This window comes from Bacillus sp. JJ1533 (genome assembly GCF_036965045.1).
Classification (GTDB): domain Bacteria; phylum Bacillota; class Bacilli; order Bacillales; family Bacillaceae_L; genus Ferdinandcohnia.
On the sequence record NZ_JBALOV010000038.1, the window covers coordinates 64,283 to 81,027 of the forward strand.

At 36.7% G+C, this 16,745-nt stretch carries 15 protein-coding genes and 2 riboswitches; all 15 genes read right to left on the reverse strand.

What is annotated here, in order from left to right; genetic code table 11:
- Positions 1-76: 76 nt before the first annotated feature.
- Positions 77-661, reverse strand: a complete 585-nt coding sequence (locus V7138_RS20460) for a cob(I)yrinic acid a,c-diamide adenosyltransferase (protein ID WP_335401006.1) — start codon at positions 659-661, stop codon at positions 77-79.
- A 64-nt stretch (positions 662-725) separates the two neighbouring features.
- Complete coding sequence (locus V7138_RS20465) at positions 726-1,559, reverse strand: cobalamin-binding protein (protein WP_335401007.1); 834 nt, start codon at positions 1,557-1,559, stop codon at positions 726-728.
- Positions 1,560-1,606: 47 nt separating this feature from the next.
- A complete protein-coding gene (locus tag V7138_RS20470) occupies positions 1,607-2,152 on the reverse strand; it encodes a cob(I)yrinic acid a,c-diamide adenosyltransferase (protein ID WP_335401009.1) in 546 nt (181 codons plus the stop codon).
- Positions 2,153-2,206: 54 nt separating this feature from the next.
- A complete protein-coding gene (locus tag V7138_RS20475) occupies positions 2,207-3,565 on the reverse strand; it encodes a cobyrinate a,c-diamide synthase (RefSeq protein ID WP_335401010.1) in 1,359 nt (452 codons plus the stop codon).
- A 55-nt stretch (positions 3,566-3,620) separates the two neighbouring features.
- On the reverse strand, positions 3,621-5,090 hold the full coding sequence (locus tag V7138_RS20480) for an adenosylcobinamide amidohydrolase (protein ID WP_335401012.1): 1,470 nt from the start codon (positions 5,088-5,090) through the stop codon (positions 3,621-3,623).
- A 4-nt stretch (positions 5,091-5,094) separates the two neighbouring features.
- A complete protein-coding gene (locus V7138_RS20485) occupies positions 5,095-6,159 on the reverse strand; it encodes a FecCD family ABC transporter permease (protein WP_335401014.1) in 1,065 nt (354 codons plus the stop codon).
- Entirely contained in the window at positions 6,122-7,144 is a 1,023-nt protein-coding gene (locus V7138_RS20490; protein WP_335401016.1) for an ABC transporter substrate-binding protein, read from the reverse strand. The genes V7138_RS20485 and V7138_RS20490 overlap by 38 nt, the downstream gene beginning before the upstream one ends.
- Before the next feature lie 160 nt (positions 7,145-7,304).
- Positions 7,305-7,506, reverse strand: a riboswitch (cobalamin riboswitch).
- A 102-nt stretch (positions 7,507-7,608) separates the two neighbouring features.
- The gene (locus tag V7138_RS20495) at positions 7,609-8,352 is read right to left on the reverse strand and encodes a sigma-70 family RNA polymerase sigma factor (RefSeq protein ID WP_335401017.1); all 744 of its coding nucleotides are present in this window, start codon (positions 8,350-8,352) and stop codon (positions 7,609-7,611) included.
- Between the two features lie 140 nt (positions 8,353-8,492).
- Positions 8,493-8,684, reverse strand: a riboswitch (cobalamin riboswitch).
- 90 nt (positions 8,685-8,774) lie between these two features.
- Positions 8,775-9,512: a 3-oxoacyl-ACP reductase FabG gene (gene fabG, locus V7138_RS20500; protein ID WP_335401019.1), complete on the reverse strand. Its 738-nt coding sequence runs from the start codon at positions 9,510-9,512 to the stop codon at positions 8,775-8,777.
- A gap of 71 nt (positions 9,513-9,583) precedes the next feature.
- Complete coding sequence (locus V7138_RS20505; protein WP_335401021.1) at positions 9,584-10,975, reverse strand: phenylacetate--CoA ligase family protein; 1,392 nt, start codon at positions 10,973-10,975, stop codon at positions 9,584-9,586.
- 57 nt (positions 10,976-11,032) lie between these two features.
- On the reverse strand, positions 11,033-11,437 hold the full coding sequence (locus tag V7138_RS20510; protein WP_335401023.1) for a cobalamin B12-binding domain-containing protein: 405 nt from the start codon (positions 11,435-11,437) through the stop codon (positions 11,033-11,035).
- A 37-nt stretch (positions 11,438-11,474) separates the two neighbouring features.
- Complete coding sequence (locus V7138_RS20515) at positions 11,475-13,181, reverse strand: acyl-CoA mutase large subunit family protein (protein ID WP_335401025.1); 1,707 nt, start codon at positions 13,179-13,181, stop codon at positions 11,475-11,477.
- Between the two features lie 21 nt (positions 13,182-13,202).
- The gene (gene meaB / locus V7138_RS20520) at positions 13,203-14,144 is read right to left on the reverse strand and encodes a methylmalonyl Co-A mutase-associated GTPase MeaB (RefSeq protein ID WP_335401027.1); all 942 of its coding nucleotides are present in this window, start codon (positions 14,142-14,144) and stop codon (positions 13,203-13,205) included.
- Positions 14,145-14,183: 39 nt separating this feature from the next.
- Positions 14,184-14,897 carry a FadR/GntR family transcriptional regulator gene (locus V7138_RS20525; RefSeq protein WP_335401028.1) on the reverse strand — a complete coding sequence of 238 codons (714 nt, stop codon included), beginning with the start codon at positions 14,895-14,897 and terminating at the stop codon, positions 14,184-14,186.
- A gap of 628 nt (positions 14,898-15,525) precedes the next feature.
- Positions 15,526-16,722, reverse strand: a complete 1,197-nt coding sequence (locus V7138_RS20530; protein WP_335401030.1) for a M24 family metallopeptidase — start codon at positions 16,720-16,722, stop codon at positions 15,526-15,528.
- Positions 16,723-16,745 lie beyond the last annotated feature (23 nt).

Here is a 16,745-nt window from a genome sequence, read left to right on the forward strand (position 1 = left end):
CTTGAATCCTTTTACAATATTTCTGCAACTCAATTTTACTCATTTTATGAGGACTAAAATTGCTATTCATAGATCCTTATTCTTCGTTCTTCTTATTGCTACCGCGGAAAACTTTAGCACTCCGTTCATACTCCACATCGGGCACATTTAAGCGAAAGTTAATCACCCGCGCAAGAGCAAATAAGTAATCCGATAAGCGATTCACATATTTTAACGGAATAGATGAAACCTCTTCTTCTGTTTTCATCAGTGTTACAATTAATCTTTCTGCCCTCCTTGAAACTGTCCTGGCTATATGGATCGATGCTGATGCATTCGAACCACCCGGTAATATAAATCGTTCCAATTCTGGTGCTTGTTCAATCAATTCATCTATTCTGTTTTCCAAATAAGTAATGGGTTCTTCGGTTAATTTATGTTTTCTTTTCTCTGATATATTTGATAACTCACTGCCACAATCAAATAATTCGTGTTGAATTTTTTCAAGGTCTGGAATAATATCGTTGAATAATTCCTTATCCAACTCTGCAATTGCCTTCCCTATAAATGAATTTGCTTCATCAATTGTTCCATAGGCTTCAACACGTATATTATCTTTATCCACTCTTCCGCCTATAAGGCTTGTCTGCCCTTTGTCCCCAGTTTTTGTATAAAGACGCATGTTTTTCTCTCCTTAAATTTACTATTTTTATCGTTTTTTAATAGGTTTCATTGACATGTTCTATTCAGCTGGTTTCACCTTGTTCATCAAGTAAAGGATCCTTATTTTCAATAAACGATGGATAAATATCAGGGTGAAGTATACTTGCTATCTTATTTAAACCGAGCAACAATTTAGGCGAAGGTCTACAGAATAATGGTTCATCTAGTATAAATAAACTATTGCTTTTAATGGCCTCTATTTCTGTTGCATGAGGACGTTTGAGGATAACGTTAGGATTAATCTTATCCTTTTGTACACCTACCCATACTGTACACATGACATCGGGATTTCTTTTACTAACCTCATCCCAATCCGTTTGAACACTTGCTTGAAGCTTATCTTGGAATATGTTCCTCCCGCCTGCAAGCTCACTCATTTCTGTTAACCAATTATTTGCTCCAGGTGTAAAGATAGGTTTAGGCCACCATTCCCAATAAATACTTTTTTGACTTTCAACTTGTTTGGATAGTTGTTGATAGTTTTCAAGTATTAAATTATACTTCGTGTATAGTTGTTCTGCTTTCTCTTCCGTATTTGTTGCCTTTCCGACAAATAATAAGCTTTCGCCAACTTCTAATAATGTTTCCGGGTTAGGTACGATGGTATATGGTATGGATCTTTTCTCCAACTCTTCAATATTTTTTTCCATTCCTGGAACTGAAAGAGAAGCAAACACAATGTCTGGATTTAATTTTTCAACTTTATCCATGTCTATGTCCAAATCCCTGCCTAACCTTGGCAGTGTTTTAATACTCTCAGGCCAATCGGAGTAGTCATCTACACCAACTAATGAATTAGTTAATCCTAAATACCCTAATAATTCTGTATTACTTGGACAAATTGATATTATTCTCATAGATTTACCCCTCCCTCATACTCAAACTGTAAAGATTAAAATTTAATCTAAAATTCGATTCCTTTAACAGCATTTACACCCTCATTATAATAATGTTTTTCAACATCAACTACAGACACGAGATCGGCTACATCTCTAATTTCCTGTTTCGCGTCTCTTCCTGTAATCACTAGGTGAACATGATCCGGTTTGTTATTAATCATATCTACTACTTCATTTAGTGGTAAAACATCATCGATTGGAAAACTATCAATCGCTAAAGCATTGTTTAATTCGTCCAGAATGACTAAATCATATTCTCCACCCATGACAGTGTCTCTAGCAATTGGCCAAGCCTTTTTCAATGCTTCCCGATGCTCCTCTGGTGTTTTCAACCAAGTAAATCCAATTCCTAACTGGACCATATCGACCCCTAATTTTTCCAGAGATAATTGCTCCCCGTAAGAACGTTGAGGTGATTTAATAAATTGCAAGATTTTCACTTTAAATCCTCTTCCTGCTCCACGTACCGCTAAACCTACCGCTGCCGTTGTTTTCCCTTTTCCATTTCCTGTATAAACCAATGTTAATCCCGTTCTATTTTTCTTACTCATACCATTCTCCTCCTGTAATTGAGAATTAATTGACGAATGAGCACCGTCCCTATTTTACCTGCATTTTTTAATCCAATTGTCAATCACCGCAGGGCTTGAGGCAAAATGAATATGTGTGAATCCTGCCACAACATTGTTGAAAAGGTATCCCTCTTTATGAATCCCCCTCATCCCCTCTGCTTCATATGCATATGGGATATCCCCACCTGCAGCTATGTATTTAGAATAATGATATTCATGGCCTTTTGCTGAAACATTCCCTAACAAAAAATTATCATTTAACCCTGTTATTTCTCTATACCCTAATGCCATTAATGTAGTTTGCATTTGTATTTCACCTGGAATGATACCTACCATATCATGCTTCGACTTGTCCGTTGTTTCTATCGCTTTCGTCAAATACATAAAGCCTCCGCATTCGGCAAGTGTCGGTAGTCCATTTTCAATTGCAGTTTTCAACGACTCTTTTGTCCTCTGATTAGCAGCAAGCTTTTCAGCAAATTCTTCTGGAAACCCGCCACCAAGATAGAGCCCATCGACATTATTTGGTAGGGCATCATTAGCTAATGGAGAAAAATAAGCAATTTCCGCACCATTCGCTTCCAACATTTCTAAGTTTTCTGGGTAGTAAAAATTAAATGCTTCATCTTTAGCCACAGCGATTCTAATCGATTTTTCTTGCTTTTGGTCAAAGAGCGAGGGACCGCTTAAAGCTGGTAACGATTCTGCAACCGACAATTCCAGTAGTTTATCAATATTAATCGTTTCTAGAACCAAGTCTCCTAATCTGTCAAAAAATGAATCTAAATCTCCTCTTTCAATTGATGGAATGAGTCCTAAATGCCTTTCTGGAATTTCCACATCTAATTCACGTTTTAAATAGCCGATGACAGGAATCTCGCATTCTTGTTCAATAGCTGTCTTCACTAATTGAAAATGACCTTCACTTCCAACTCGATTTGCGATAACTCCTACGATATTCGGGCCTTCTGCAAATGCTTGGAATCCCTTAACGATTGCTGCAGCACTACGGGCCATACTTGAGCAATCTACAACAAGTAAAACGGGGCTTTTCGTTAATATACTGATTTCCGCAGTAGATCCAACATTTGTTTCTGGGTTTTTTCCATCAAAGAAACCCATCACCCCTTCTATAATTGAAATGTCGCTTCCTTTTGCTCCATGTGTAAAAATATCTAGTAGACTATCTTCCGAAACCATCCAACTATCCAGGTTACGAGATACTCGTTTGGTAACAGCTGTATGATAGGAAGGATCAATATAATCAGGTCCACATTTAAAGCCTTGAACAATAAGTCCACGTTTTTTTAATGCAGCCATAATCCCAATCGTTAAGGTTGTTTTCCCGACTCCACTACTAGTACCCGCAATGACCATTCTTCTTTCTGACAAAATAACCACCTCTTCCTTGAAAAACTTTCAATTGCCAATATCGGTAGAGAACCCGCTAACTTTGTATCCGCTTGAAATATTTCTTAACCGCTTTTGTTGTTGCATGATATACCATCTGACCAATCCCTTTTCCAACTACTGTTCCTGAGCCAGCATATGGAGTTACCTCTCCTTGCTGTGTCAGGCCAAGAAGTAAGGCGTCCGTTGATGTACCCGTTGCGATTGTATTCGATTCAGGGTCTCGTACATGAAGGTCTTGTAAAGCCTTTACCTTTGCCTCTGTTGCTGACATATAACCATTAACAAGTGCCCCGTCCGTAAAATGGGCATCAATAAACACCATCGTATTGATTGTACCTATCTGGCTACTAGGATTTGCAGAAAACTCATTAGTGATATCGATGGCGTTTCCAACCCCAGCAGTTACAATGACCATCATGGGAATCCCTTCAATTACTTTCGTTTCCATCACCATATCTTCCAGGTTGACCGCCGTCATCATGCCTACTGCCTGCTCATGAGGAATGTCGTACGTTTCCATCCATTCTTTCAAATCTTTTTTTGGGTCAGAGCTATTGTAATGTTTATCAACATGGAAATTACAAAATTGATTTAACCATTGAATTCCTTCTCCAATTACTCCATTCGAAATCGTTCGTAACGCATGTTCAAATTGAACATGAATATACGTACTATTTTTCACGATTTTATAGGAATTGTTAAAGTCGATAGGGTGTTTTGTAATCACAAGTTGTGGTGTCATAAGAATTTGGGGTTTCGAGACAACTGGATGTGATTGTGTCTTTACTTCCACCTCATACACCTTTTTTAACTGGTCTTCTTTCCGTAATACATCGACCCCTCCCACCTCTAACAATTTACCTTTTTCAAGTAAACCTATCCGATTTGCATAAAGGGAAGCAACATTTAAATCATGTAAGATAGCTAAAATCGTTAGCCCTGTTTCCTTTTGTTGTTCCTTTAGTAAATCAAGCATCGCAAATGTATGCTTAATATCCAAATGATTGGTTGGCTCATCTAAAAGCAGAATTTCCGGCTCCTGTGCCAAGGCTTTTGCCAATAAAACCCGTTGTTTTTCACCTCCACTAATCATACGAAAGGGGGTATGTCGATAATGGCTTATTTTTGTTTTCTCCATGACATCCAACATAATTTCCCGATCTGCTTTGGATAGTTGCTTCAGTACTCCTTTTTGGTGAGGGTAACGCCCTAGACTAATAATTTCTTCCACCGTATAGTCAAAGGTGATCTGGACTTCTTGGGTTAGAACAGATATTTTTTTTGCTTTTTCAAGTTTCGAATAGGAGGAGATTTTCTTTCCTGAAAGTAGAATTTCCCCTTCTTGGATTGGCAGTTGGCCAGTAATCATTTTAAATAGCGTTGTTTTACCGCTTCCGTTTGGTCCGAGTAATGCAAAGAACTCGCCTTTTCTCACCTTCAAATCAAGCCCTTTGATAATCGGGGAATCATTATATCCTCCAACAATATCTACCATTTTTAACATAATCCTACCCCCTCCCACGAATTCTTTCCTTAACGAGTAATATCGCAAAAATAGGTGCCCCAATTAAACCGGTGATGACACCAATCGGAAGCTCACTTGGAGCAATAATCGTTCTGGAAAAAAGATCTGCTAAAATGAGAAATGCTCCCCCTACTAGCATGGATAATGGTAGGAGATGTCTATGATTGGGACCTGTTACTAAACGGACAAGATGAGGGATTACCAGTCCGACAAATCCAATGGTTCCTGAAACAGCTACAGCCGCACCAGTTAATAAGGAAGCACCAATTAAGATGAATATTTTGCCTCTTTTTACATTTACCCCTATATGATCAGCAGCTTCCTCTCCTAAAGCTAGCGCATTTAGTTCACGATAATGAATAAAAATAATTAACGAACCGACAATCATAAATGGGATGATTAGCTGAACATGACTCCACCCTCTCATTGCCACACTACCATATAACCAGTAAATAATTTGTGTCATGGCATCTTGGTCACCTAACGAAATAATTAATGACGTTAGCGCTCCAATAAAAGCACTGATAATGATTCCTGCCAAAATAATCGTTTCAATGGCTAAACTTCTGTTGCTGAGTCGAACTAAACCAAAAACAGCTAATAATGTCACGAGCCCACTTACAATTGCAACAATAGGAAGTGTAAAACTTCCTAATCCAACAATCGACACTTGAAAAAATAGGACGAGCACTGCCCCTAAAGCAGAGCCTGATGAAACACCTATCGTATAAGGATCTGCTAACGGGTTTCTCAAAAGCCCTTGGAAAGCAGCACCAGCTAGCGCTAAGGATGCCCCAACACAAAGCGCAAGCAAAACTCTTGGAAGACGAATATTCCAGATAATCATCTCTATATTCTTAGGAACATCACTAAGCCACCCTATTCCAAGAAAATTTTCAAATACAATATGTAAAACCATGGGAATTGGAATAGACACACTACTCTCCAATAAACCTAGGAGGGCAGCACCTAGTACAAGCCCTCCCGCAAATAGATACAACCAAATTACTTTATTCGCCAAATACTTCTGGATAAATGAGTTCAGCAAGTTCTTCCACCCCTTCGATTAAACGAGGGCCAGGTCTTGTAACGGTATCGCTATTCACATCAAATACTTGTTCATTTTTAACGGCTGGAACCTCTTGCCATCCACTACGAGAATACACTTCATTTTCAGGTTCCTCTACGTAATAACCGTATGTCGTAATAATAACCTCTGGGTTCAAGTTAACAGCTTCCTCTTCTGTAAATTTCACCCATCCTTCTTGGTCTTCCGCAACATTAATTGCCTGGATGGACTCTAGCATTTCATGCATAAATGTATTTGTTCCTGTTGTAAAAATATCTGGGGCAGGGGATACTTCCACCCAAACTCTTTTCTTATCTGTAATTTCTTCTTGAGCTTTTTCTTTAATAGCTTCTAGGCGTTCCTTCATATCCGTAATAATTTCTTCTGCTACTCCTTGTGTTCCTGTCGCAGTAGCAATCATTTCCATTATGCTATAAGCCCCATCAAAAGAATCAGCACTTCCAGTAATAACAACTTTGATACCAGCTTCCTCAAACTGTTCTAGTATGTCTGGATGATTCTTGTAGTGATAGTCAGTCGCAAATACGACATCAGGTAAAAGCGTTAAGATAAGTTCAACATTCATATCTTGTGCGCCAACTTTTTGAATATCTAAAACTTCCTCTGGATAGTTATCATAGTCAGATACACCAATAATTTTTTCGCCTAATCCAAGTGCAAATAAAATCTCTGTTGTACTTGTTTGAATAGATACAATTGATTCTGGTTCGGTTTCAATTGTAACTTCCCGATCGACATCATCTGTAAATGTTACAGGGAATCGTGCTTCATTTTTCTCTTCTTTTTCATCTTGATTATCATTTGATTGTTCTGCTCCAGATACTTCAGGCTCAGCTTGTCCAGTCGTCTTCTGGCTTTGAGCACCACATCCCGCTAAAATTGTCATACTTAACAAAAAAATAATACTGATTAAGACCCACCTTTTAAGAATAATGCCTTTCATTTTCTTTTCCTCCTACGATTTTTTCAGCAATTAAAAAACGCCCTTCCTATGGAAAGGCGCGTATAAGGTACATATATATGAGCTTGCAGAAAATTAAGCATAATGTTTTCCTGCGAACTACGAACATTGATGTACTTTAAACAATCCCATTCCTCGAGGAAGTTTAAACTCCAAATAGGCAGGTTCCTGACTTACGATTTAAGCGATTGGTCAAGCCTTACTATGCAGAATTGCACAGTGGGACATTTAACCATCCTCATCGATCACAGTGGCGGGACCGTGTTGGATTCACACCAACTTCCCTTTTAATCTTAAATAATTTCTACTAAACTATTTAAGAAACCTATTTGTCTGTGTATTCTAATTACTGTTAACATTATAATAGTATAGCGCAATATTATTGTCAAAAATTTCGAACTTTTTTAAGACATTTTAATAATCGTACCATTTGTGATTCTAGTCTTTTAACTAACTTCCATTTTCCTTATCTTCTTAAAAGCATTCACCATGTGTCTCTGGACCATAGAATTTCCACATCCAATCATCTTGGCAATCTCAGTTTTATTAAAACCAAGAAAATAGTATAGATGCAAAACTCTTTTTTCATTATTATTTAAACAAGGCATATAATGTTTAATTAGTAAACTGTTAATCACCTTTTTCTCAACATCTTCAAAAGGACCTTTAATAAACGCCTGGTTTATTTCCCCTGTTTCTTGGAAAACACTTACTAATTCTTGCATCCCATAAACTAATTCAAAAGCTTCATTACGGGAGATTTGAAATTCCTTCATTGCATCACTTATAGTTGGGTCTTTTCCAAACTTTTCTCGAAAGAAGTGATAAAAAGTCATATATTTAGGATACAGCATTCTAATTTTTTGACTTATAACAATTGAATTTGATTGGTTAGAACGCGAAAAGTTTCTAATTTCTCCTTGTATACTTAAATATAAATATCTAACCCATTCACTTGGATCACGGTCTAAATCTAATTTTTTTAGACCATTGAATAATCCTATTAAACAAGCTTGGTATAAATCTTCCCATTCCACTTTGTTCTGCAGCATAAAAACGGCTGGGTTTTTGGTATATGATTTAATAACATACTTAATGAATTTTTCAGCTTCCGCACTTCTTAATAAATCATCCATAAAATCGATGTCATTCTTAGCTTTAAACAAAGTGTCCTTTTCTTTTAAAATCATAAGAATCCCCTTACCTTTAATTATTGAGCGCACTGATAAAATACTCTTCATTAAAGGTGGACCTTAGAAACAGCACAATTTATTAAAAATTATAATACTACAAATTTTTATGTACCGTTCATCTACTCCACCCCCGTAGAGTGTGAAACATAAACAAGGCAAGTCTCCTGACTTGTGCTTCAACCTACTTTGAGCCTTCCCGTGTAAATGCCTTACAGCATTTTTACACAGTGGTTTTCTCATTTCATCAGCACTTACAGTTGCGAGGGCAGTCCTGGATTCACACCAGGTTCCTTTTTAAGTTTCTTTACACCTTATTTATATATTTTATGAAAGACTCATATCATCTAGTCTTCACACTTAGCATCCTATGTTTTTGTAAATATTTTATAAAAAATAGTAAGTTAACTTAATTTTAAAGCCTACATTACTAGACCACCATCAACACTAAGTATTGTACCGTTTATAAAACTGGCTTCATCAGAAGCTAAAAATAGGTATGCTGAAGCTATATCTTCTGGTTTACCAAGTTTTCGTAAAGGTGTCTTATCCTTCATCATATCCAGTATCTTTTGTGGCATTTTGGAGGTCATATCTGTTACAATAAAACCTGGTGCCACCGCATTAACTCTGATTCCTTTTGGCCCAAATTCCTTTGACCAACTCTTGGTCATCCCAATAACACCTGATTTTGTAGCAGCATAATTGGTTTGTCCCACATTACCGTATATTCCTACCACAGAAGAAGCGTTAAGGATTACACCTGAATTCTGTTCCATCATATACGGAGCTACAGCTTTTGTGCATTGGAACACTCCAGTCAAATTAACGCCAATTACTTTCTCCCAATCTTCTGTTTCCATTTTTGTGAGAAATCCGTCTATAGTGATTCCTGCATTATTGATGAGTATATCTATTTTCTTATAAGTATTTACTACTTCTTGAACCATCGAGTTCACTTCTTCTGAGTTTGAAACATCCGCTCGGCAGAAGCTAACCTCTCCGTATTTAGTTAGTTCATCTATTGTTTTGTTACCTGCTTGTTCATTAACATCGCTAATTATTACCTTTGCACCTTCTTCTAAAAACTTCTTAGCAGTTATTTTCCCTATTCCATTGGCACCACCGGTAATAAGTGCTACTTTTCCATCTAATTTCATTAATTAACACTCCCAACTTGTTTAGAAGCTTAGAGAATTTGAATGTACAGCGCTGTATCCTTATAATTTTTTTATTCTTTAAATTGTCGTTTATCGATTACGCGTTTTGCTTTAAACTGTGTTCTTTCGAGCGTTCCAAGAGGGAGTAATTCAATGTTAATCGTCACACCTGTCTCTTTTTTTAGTTCCCTGGAGATCCTTCCTTCCAATTCCTGGTCACTAAGTGTTCCAATTGTTTCACACTGTACCGTTACTTCATCCATAATATTGTCACGAGTTACAATCATGACAAATTCATCACCGATTCCTTCAATCCTTCTAATCACATTTTCAACTAAACTAGCGTAAACATTTACTCCTCGGACTGTTACCATATCATCAATACGTCCATATATTCCTTTTGGTAAACGTGGATAGACACGACCACATGAACAAGGCTCATCAGTCCAAGTAGTTAGATCACCTGACCAGTAGCGGATTACTGGTTGGGATGTCCTCTCTAGAGGGGTATAAACAGGTACTCCCTCACCACCAAACGGGACACGTTTTTTAGTATCCTTATCCACTACTTCTGTATAAACAACGTCTTGCCATAAATGCACTCCCTGACGATGCTCACATTCTGAATTACTCATCCAAGGAGTTACTTCCGCCATTGTACCCGAGTCTATGCAAATCCCACCGAATACCTCTTCAATTTTCCTCTTCGTTGATGGTACTCCTGCACCTGGTTCTCCAGAGAAGAATAAGATTCTAAATCCGAACTCTTTTGGGTCAATTCCTAGGCTCTTTGCTTTTTCAGCTAGATACAAAGCATAGGATGGCGTGCCATAAAACACTGTAGGCTTTACTTCTTTTAACCATGAAACGGCTTTCTCTGTTTGGCCTGCTTGCCCAGCCCCAAACGGAAATGTCTGTGCCCCAAGACGTTCTGCGCCAATAAGAGCGCCCCAGCTTCCAATATATAAACTAAGTGGTGATCCGATAAATACTAAATCACTAGGACGTACACCAAAGCTCCACATGATACGTGCATGCTGGTAAGCTATCCGATCCCAATCATCTTTACCAAAAGAAAAGACAGTCGGTTTTCCTGTAGTGCCAGAGGTTCCCTGAATACGGTGAACCTCTGAGCGTGGGATACAAACATTAGAACCAAATGGCGGGTACATCTGCAAATCTTCTCTTATCTCATCTTTAGTTGTAATAGGCACATGTTCAAAGTCTTTTAAACTATTAACATCACTAGGAAGAAAACCTGCTTTCCTCCATTTTCTTTGATAGAAACCGGAATTTTCGTAAGCGTAATTTAATACATTCTTAATTTTATAGAGTACTAATTCATCAAGTTCCTCTTTAGTTGCCGTTTCAATTTCTCTGTCCCAATATATCTCATCTTTATCCGGAATATAATCATTGTCATACATTGGTGGCCATTGCTTTATCATAGAACTTTTCAGCATTTTATCCCTCCATTTTTCGACTTAAATAAAGATTTAAGAAAATAGCTAGTGAAGATTCTACTTAGCCTCATATGCTTTTCTTTTGACATTTTCTCGAATCGTATTTGCCATAACTTCTATTCTTGACTCTGGTCCAAATACTTCCGCTATACCAGCTTCCTTTAGTAAAGGAATATCATCATCAGGAATAACTCCCCCCATTATGATAAGAACATCATCTAGGCCTTTTTCTTTTGCTATTTCAACAACTTTAGGTCCTAATGTTAAATGATTGCCTCCTAAAGTACTTAATCCAATTACATCTGCTCCTTCTTGGATTGCGGCATCAACGATTTGCTCTGGAAATTGATTTCCGAGATATACAACTTCCATTCCCTCATCCCTAAGCATTCTTGATACTACAAGTGCTCCACGCCAATGAATATCTAAACCCAATTTAGCCATCACTACTTTTATTTGCATACAGAAAACCTCCAATATTGTTGTTTTTTTAGTCCGATTAAACTAGAGGGAACTGCCATAGTCCGAATTCTTCACGGAATACCTCTTCGATTTCACCTAATGTTGCATAAGCCAATACAGCTTCCTTTATATACGGCATTAAGTTTACATCTTGGTGACATTTCTCTCTCAATTGAGCTAAAAGTTCCTGAACTTTTTCATTATCCCTTTTTTGGCGAAGGTTTTTTAATTTTTCTTTTTGTATCTTTTCAGCATTCTCAGGATATCTAAAGACTTCCACATCGGTTTTACTGTTTTCAGTAGGAAAGTAATTCAGACCTACTATTTTATATTTACCACTCTCAATATCCTGTTGAGTTTTGTACGCAAAATCTGAAATTTCTCTATGCAGCCAACCTGATTCCACTACTGATACTAAGCCACCCTTGGATTCGATTAGTTCGATATAATCTCGAATTCGCTGAGCCATTTCTTGAGTTAATTTTTCTACAAAATACGAACCAGCCAATGGATCTACCGTATTGACCACATTTGTTTCAGCTTGAATGATTTGTTGTGTTCTAATAGAGATTAATGCAGACTCCTCTGTTGGAGCGGAATAGGCCTCATCATAAGAATCAATGTGTAGAGATTGGGCGCCACCAAGTACAGCAGCAAGACCTTGAATAGCTGAGCGAGCAATATTATTTAGTGGCTCAACTTTAGTTAAAGTGATTCCAGCTGTTTGGACATGGAAACGCATTAATTGAGATTTATGTTCTTGAGCATTAAAGCGATTCTTCATTACATCATGGTAAACAAGTCTTGATGCTCTACATTTTGCTATTTCTTCAAAAAAGTCATTAAACAAGTTCCAAAAGAATGATAATCTTTTGGCAAAATCATCAACTTTATTTCCTCTTCTAATTAACTCCTCTGTAGTAGCAATTGCGTTTGCTATTGCACATGCTACCTCTTGAACAGCTGTTGTTCCCGCTTCTCTTAAGTTATAGCCGTTATAACTTACCGGGTTCCATCTTGGTAAATTTTTGCTAGCATATTCAATTGCATCACATTGTAATCTGAATGATGCCTTCGGTGGTAATACTTCAAGAGAGCTGCCAATTGTCGTTTCCATTAAAAAGTCGTTTTGGTTTGTACCTGATAGTTTTTCTAATGGAATACCTTTCTTTTCTGCCATCGCAACAAACATAGCCATCACAACTACGGTTGTACTTGGCAAGTGTGTTACAATATTACTTGAAATTTCATCAATAGGGATACCTTCATATAGTGCTTCAATATCCTCCAATGAATCAATGGCTACTCCTGCTGCTCCTACATGTCCTTCCCCTTCTGGATCATCAGAATCATACCCACGAATCGTTGGTAAATCTAGAACAACACTTGTACCTGTTGCACCATTTTTAAGTAGGAATTTAAAACGTTCGTTGGTGTCCTCTGGAGTCCCATATCCAGCTATTTGTCGAACTGTAAATAACCTACCGCGGTACATATTAGGGTATACTCCCCTTACAAAAGGTTCCTCTCCAGGGAGACCGATATCCTTTAAATAATCGATATCTTTAATATCATCTGGAGTATATAGTAGATTAATAGGAATACCAGAATCGGAGTAATATTCTCCTTCACCAGCTTTGTCTTTTAGTGTTTTCTTGGCCCATTTTTCTTTTTGAGTTTCAATTTCCTTAATTACTTCCTCATTAAAAAGTGCTTCTTTCTGATCCACATTATTAATAGTCATATAAATTTACCTCCACTGAATTTATTTAGAAACTAAATTATTGACAATCTCATGAGAAACTGTAATTGGATCGAGCCTGCCGTATTTAACTTCTTCAATTTTTGCTTGCAGTTCTTTATTTGATTGAATCATTTCCCTTGCTTCATCTGAGAGCAAACCTAAAACGATATTTTTTAATATAGTAATATTTCGATCTTCTCGTTTATTCTTCCACAATTCTGAGTTTTGTAGATACTCTCTGTGTTCATGGATTTTTTCAATTAATTCTTCAATACCCTCTTCACTCGTAGCAATCGTTTTAAGAACGGGTCGCTGCCAATCTGTTTTTCCTAATTCTCTAACCATCATTTTTAGGTCTCTGACACTTTCATTAGCTCCCGGTCTATCTGCCTGATTTATTACATAAAGGTCGGCAATCTCCATAATCCCTCCCTTTAATGTTTGTAATGAATCACCTAAACCAGGGACATTAACTAAGGCTACGGTGTCAGCTACTTTCATGATTTCAAATTCCACTTGGCCTACTCCAACCGTTTCAACCAAAATAACGTCTTTTTCATATGCATCTATTACATTTACAATATCGGCAGTTGAAGCGGCTAAACCACCAAGGTTTCCTCGGGTTGCCAAGCTTTTTGTAAACACATTAGGCAATTTAGATAATTCCTGCATTCTAATTCGATCACCTAGTAATGCCCCTTGAGTAAATGGACTGGTTGGGTCCACACAAACTATACCTATTGAAAGCCCCTGTTTGGCTAATACCTTACACATTTTACTGACTAAAGTACTTTTACCCGCTCCAGGTGGTCCTGTGATCCCTATGATATGAGCTTTACCTTTTCGAATGTAACTTTCTTTAAGAATTTCTACACTTAACGGAGTATTATTTTCCACCTCCTTTAGAAATTTCCCTAATGATACATCGTCCTTCGTATTAAAAGAATCGACTATAGATTTCAAGAAAACACCTCCTTCACCCTAATTAATGAAGTTTTAAATTTACTTATTTTTTAAAGAATCCAATTCTAATTGGGCATTACTTAAATGGGCATCCATAAGCCTGCTAGCTTCATTTGGATCTTTATTTTTAATAGCATTAAATATTTCCCAATGTTCCTTTTGAAAGCGTTTTAATATTTGTGGAGTTGTTGCTAACTCACTTCTTGTGGTACGTATTTGTTCCCTAAGTAAATCCGAAATCACGCCAATGATAATGACTAGCATCCTATTTTCAGAAGCTTCCACGATTGACTTATGAAATAAGAAATCAAAATTGGATTGCATTTCTTCCTCACTATCTACATAGTGTTTATCCATTTCTTTTAATATATTTTCAATTTGATTTAAATGAGCTTCTGTTCGTCGGTTTGCAACGATACTAACAGTTGCTTTTTCAAGAATCCTTCTAGCCTCAAATAATTCAAGTGTATCCAAACCTCCTGAAACGGCTACTAATGACATAATCTCTTTTAAGTTTTCAGGCTGCGCTTGTTTTATAATAGTACCCTCACCGGACTTTGATTCGATAATTCCAAGGATACTCAGAACCTTTAATGCCTCCCTCAGCGAGGAACGACTAACTCCCATAGATTCTGAAAGTTCGAGTTCGTTAGGTAATTTTTGCCCAAGTTTCAACTCTTTATTTAGAAGCAGATATTTGATTTGATCTATGATTTCTTCAAATCGTTTCTTCTTTTTTAATTCCTTAAACATGGTTCACACCCTTTAAGACATTTATTTACATGATTGTATGTTTGTATGTTTGTCTGACTTATTGTATTTTTAAAAAAGCTCTTAATGTTTTTACCCAGAATTATGATTTTTATTTTTTTTAAGTTATAGTGTAAAAAATCTAATATTACGCCAATGTAATTATTGAATGACTGAGACTCCCTAATTAAATTTTAAAAACGCTTTCATTACAAAGGGGCATTTTCTGGAATTTTCAAAAGTATGTTTGTCAGACAATCTTTTGTTTGTTAATTATATCTTAAAGGAATAGTGTTCACTGAGTCAACAGAATTTTTCAAAAATTAAAATTCTTCTTGTGACATCACTGCTGAAACATATCAGGGATACACACCTAAAAAAAGCTGACGATCATGTATTTTACTCTGATCAATACAACCCTCTCATATAGTGATTAAAGGTATGTATCCAAAAATGACAAACTGATATGTTTTAAGGGAGTGAAGCAAATTAGCTTTATATAACATACGATTTGTTTCTTGATACATGATGTCTAATGCTGATCTTTTATTTAGCTCAAGGGTGTGCTGTTTAATCCAGCAGCTAGATTAATAGGTTACGATACTTAAATATCGCATTAAATTAAAGAAAACTAATTAATCTCAAATAATTCATGGCCTACTTCCCCAATAATTTCATGTCCGTTTGGAGTAATTAAAATATCATCTTCTACCATTACCGAACCTATTTCAGGAACCATAAATTTCGGTTCTAGTGTGATAACTGTATTTTCTTTAAAAGGCTCTTTGGCTTTAGGTCCAATTACAGGAAATTCATCTAGTTCTAAACCTATAGAATGACCTATATATTCACCTCGATTATCACCGATGCCCATAAAAAACTCTTCCATGTTTCTTTGCTTTACGAGATTTAGAGCAAATTCATATAATTCAGCTCCCGAGATGCCTGGGCGAACTTTATCAATTACTTGAAAATGAACATCTAATAATTTATTCCATAAGTCTATCTGTTTAATTGATGCTTTTCCTATCGAGTATGTTCTAGCCATATCACTATGGTAGCCTTCTTTGGAAATCCCATAATCCAACACCATCAGGTCACCATTTTTCAAATGGCGGTTTGAGGAACCCCAAGGTAATGCATTACTTAACCCCACGCCAGTCACTGTCATAGCATGACCTGAAATAACCCAGGAATTCTCCCCCGACGCTACTATGCCTCCACCTGGCAAACAGGCATCCCATCGATGAAACCATACTAAACCATCACCGCCATTCTTTCTTGCTTCCGACTCAAAGATAGCGGCTATTTCATGTTCCTTTTGTCCTGCTCTTCCATGTTCTAAAATAGCTTCATGGGACAACTTCCACAATTTTGCTGAATTACGGATTTTTTGCACTTCATCATCAGATTTTACTAATCTCTGTTCCATAATAATATTTGTAATGTTTATCAATTTGCCAGTATCAATAGTACTTTCTAACTTTTTTACTAAGTTATAGGGTAAAAAATCAATTTCTGCGCCAATGTAATGGTTAAAGGATGGAAACATATCCAAACCAATTAAATACGCTTTCATTTCCTTTAAATTACCTGCATTTATTACATTTTTAATATGTGTTTGTTCACGAGTAAATTCATGTGCTCTTCTAGTGAATAGAATAGGTTCACCTTCCGCTGGAACCCATAAATTACTTGGTTGACTTGTCTGTGCATAGTAATACAAATTTCTAGGTTTCTGAATAAGAGCAGCAAAAATCCCCTCTTCTTGTAGTTGAGATTGTAAATAATGAATTCGATCATGTAACAAGGTTGGATTATTAGTCATTATTAGACCTCCATACTAATGAA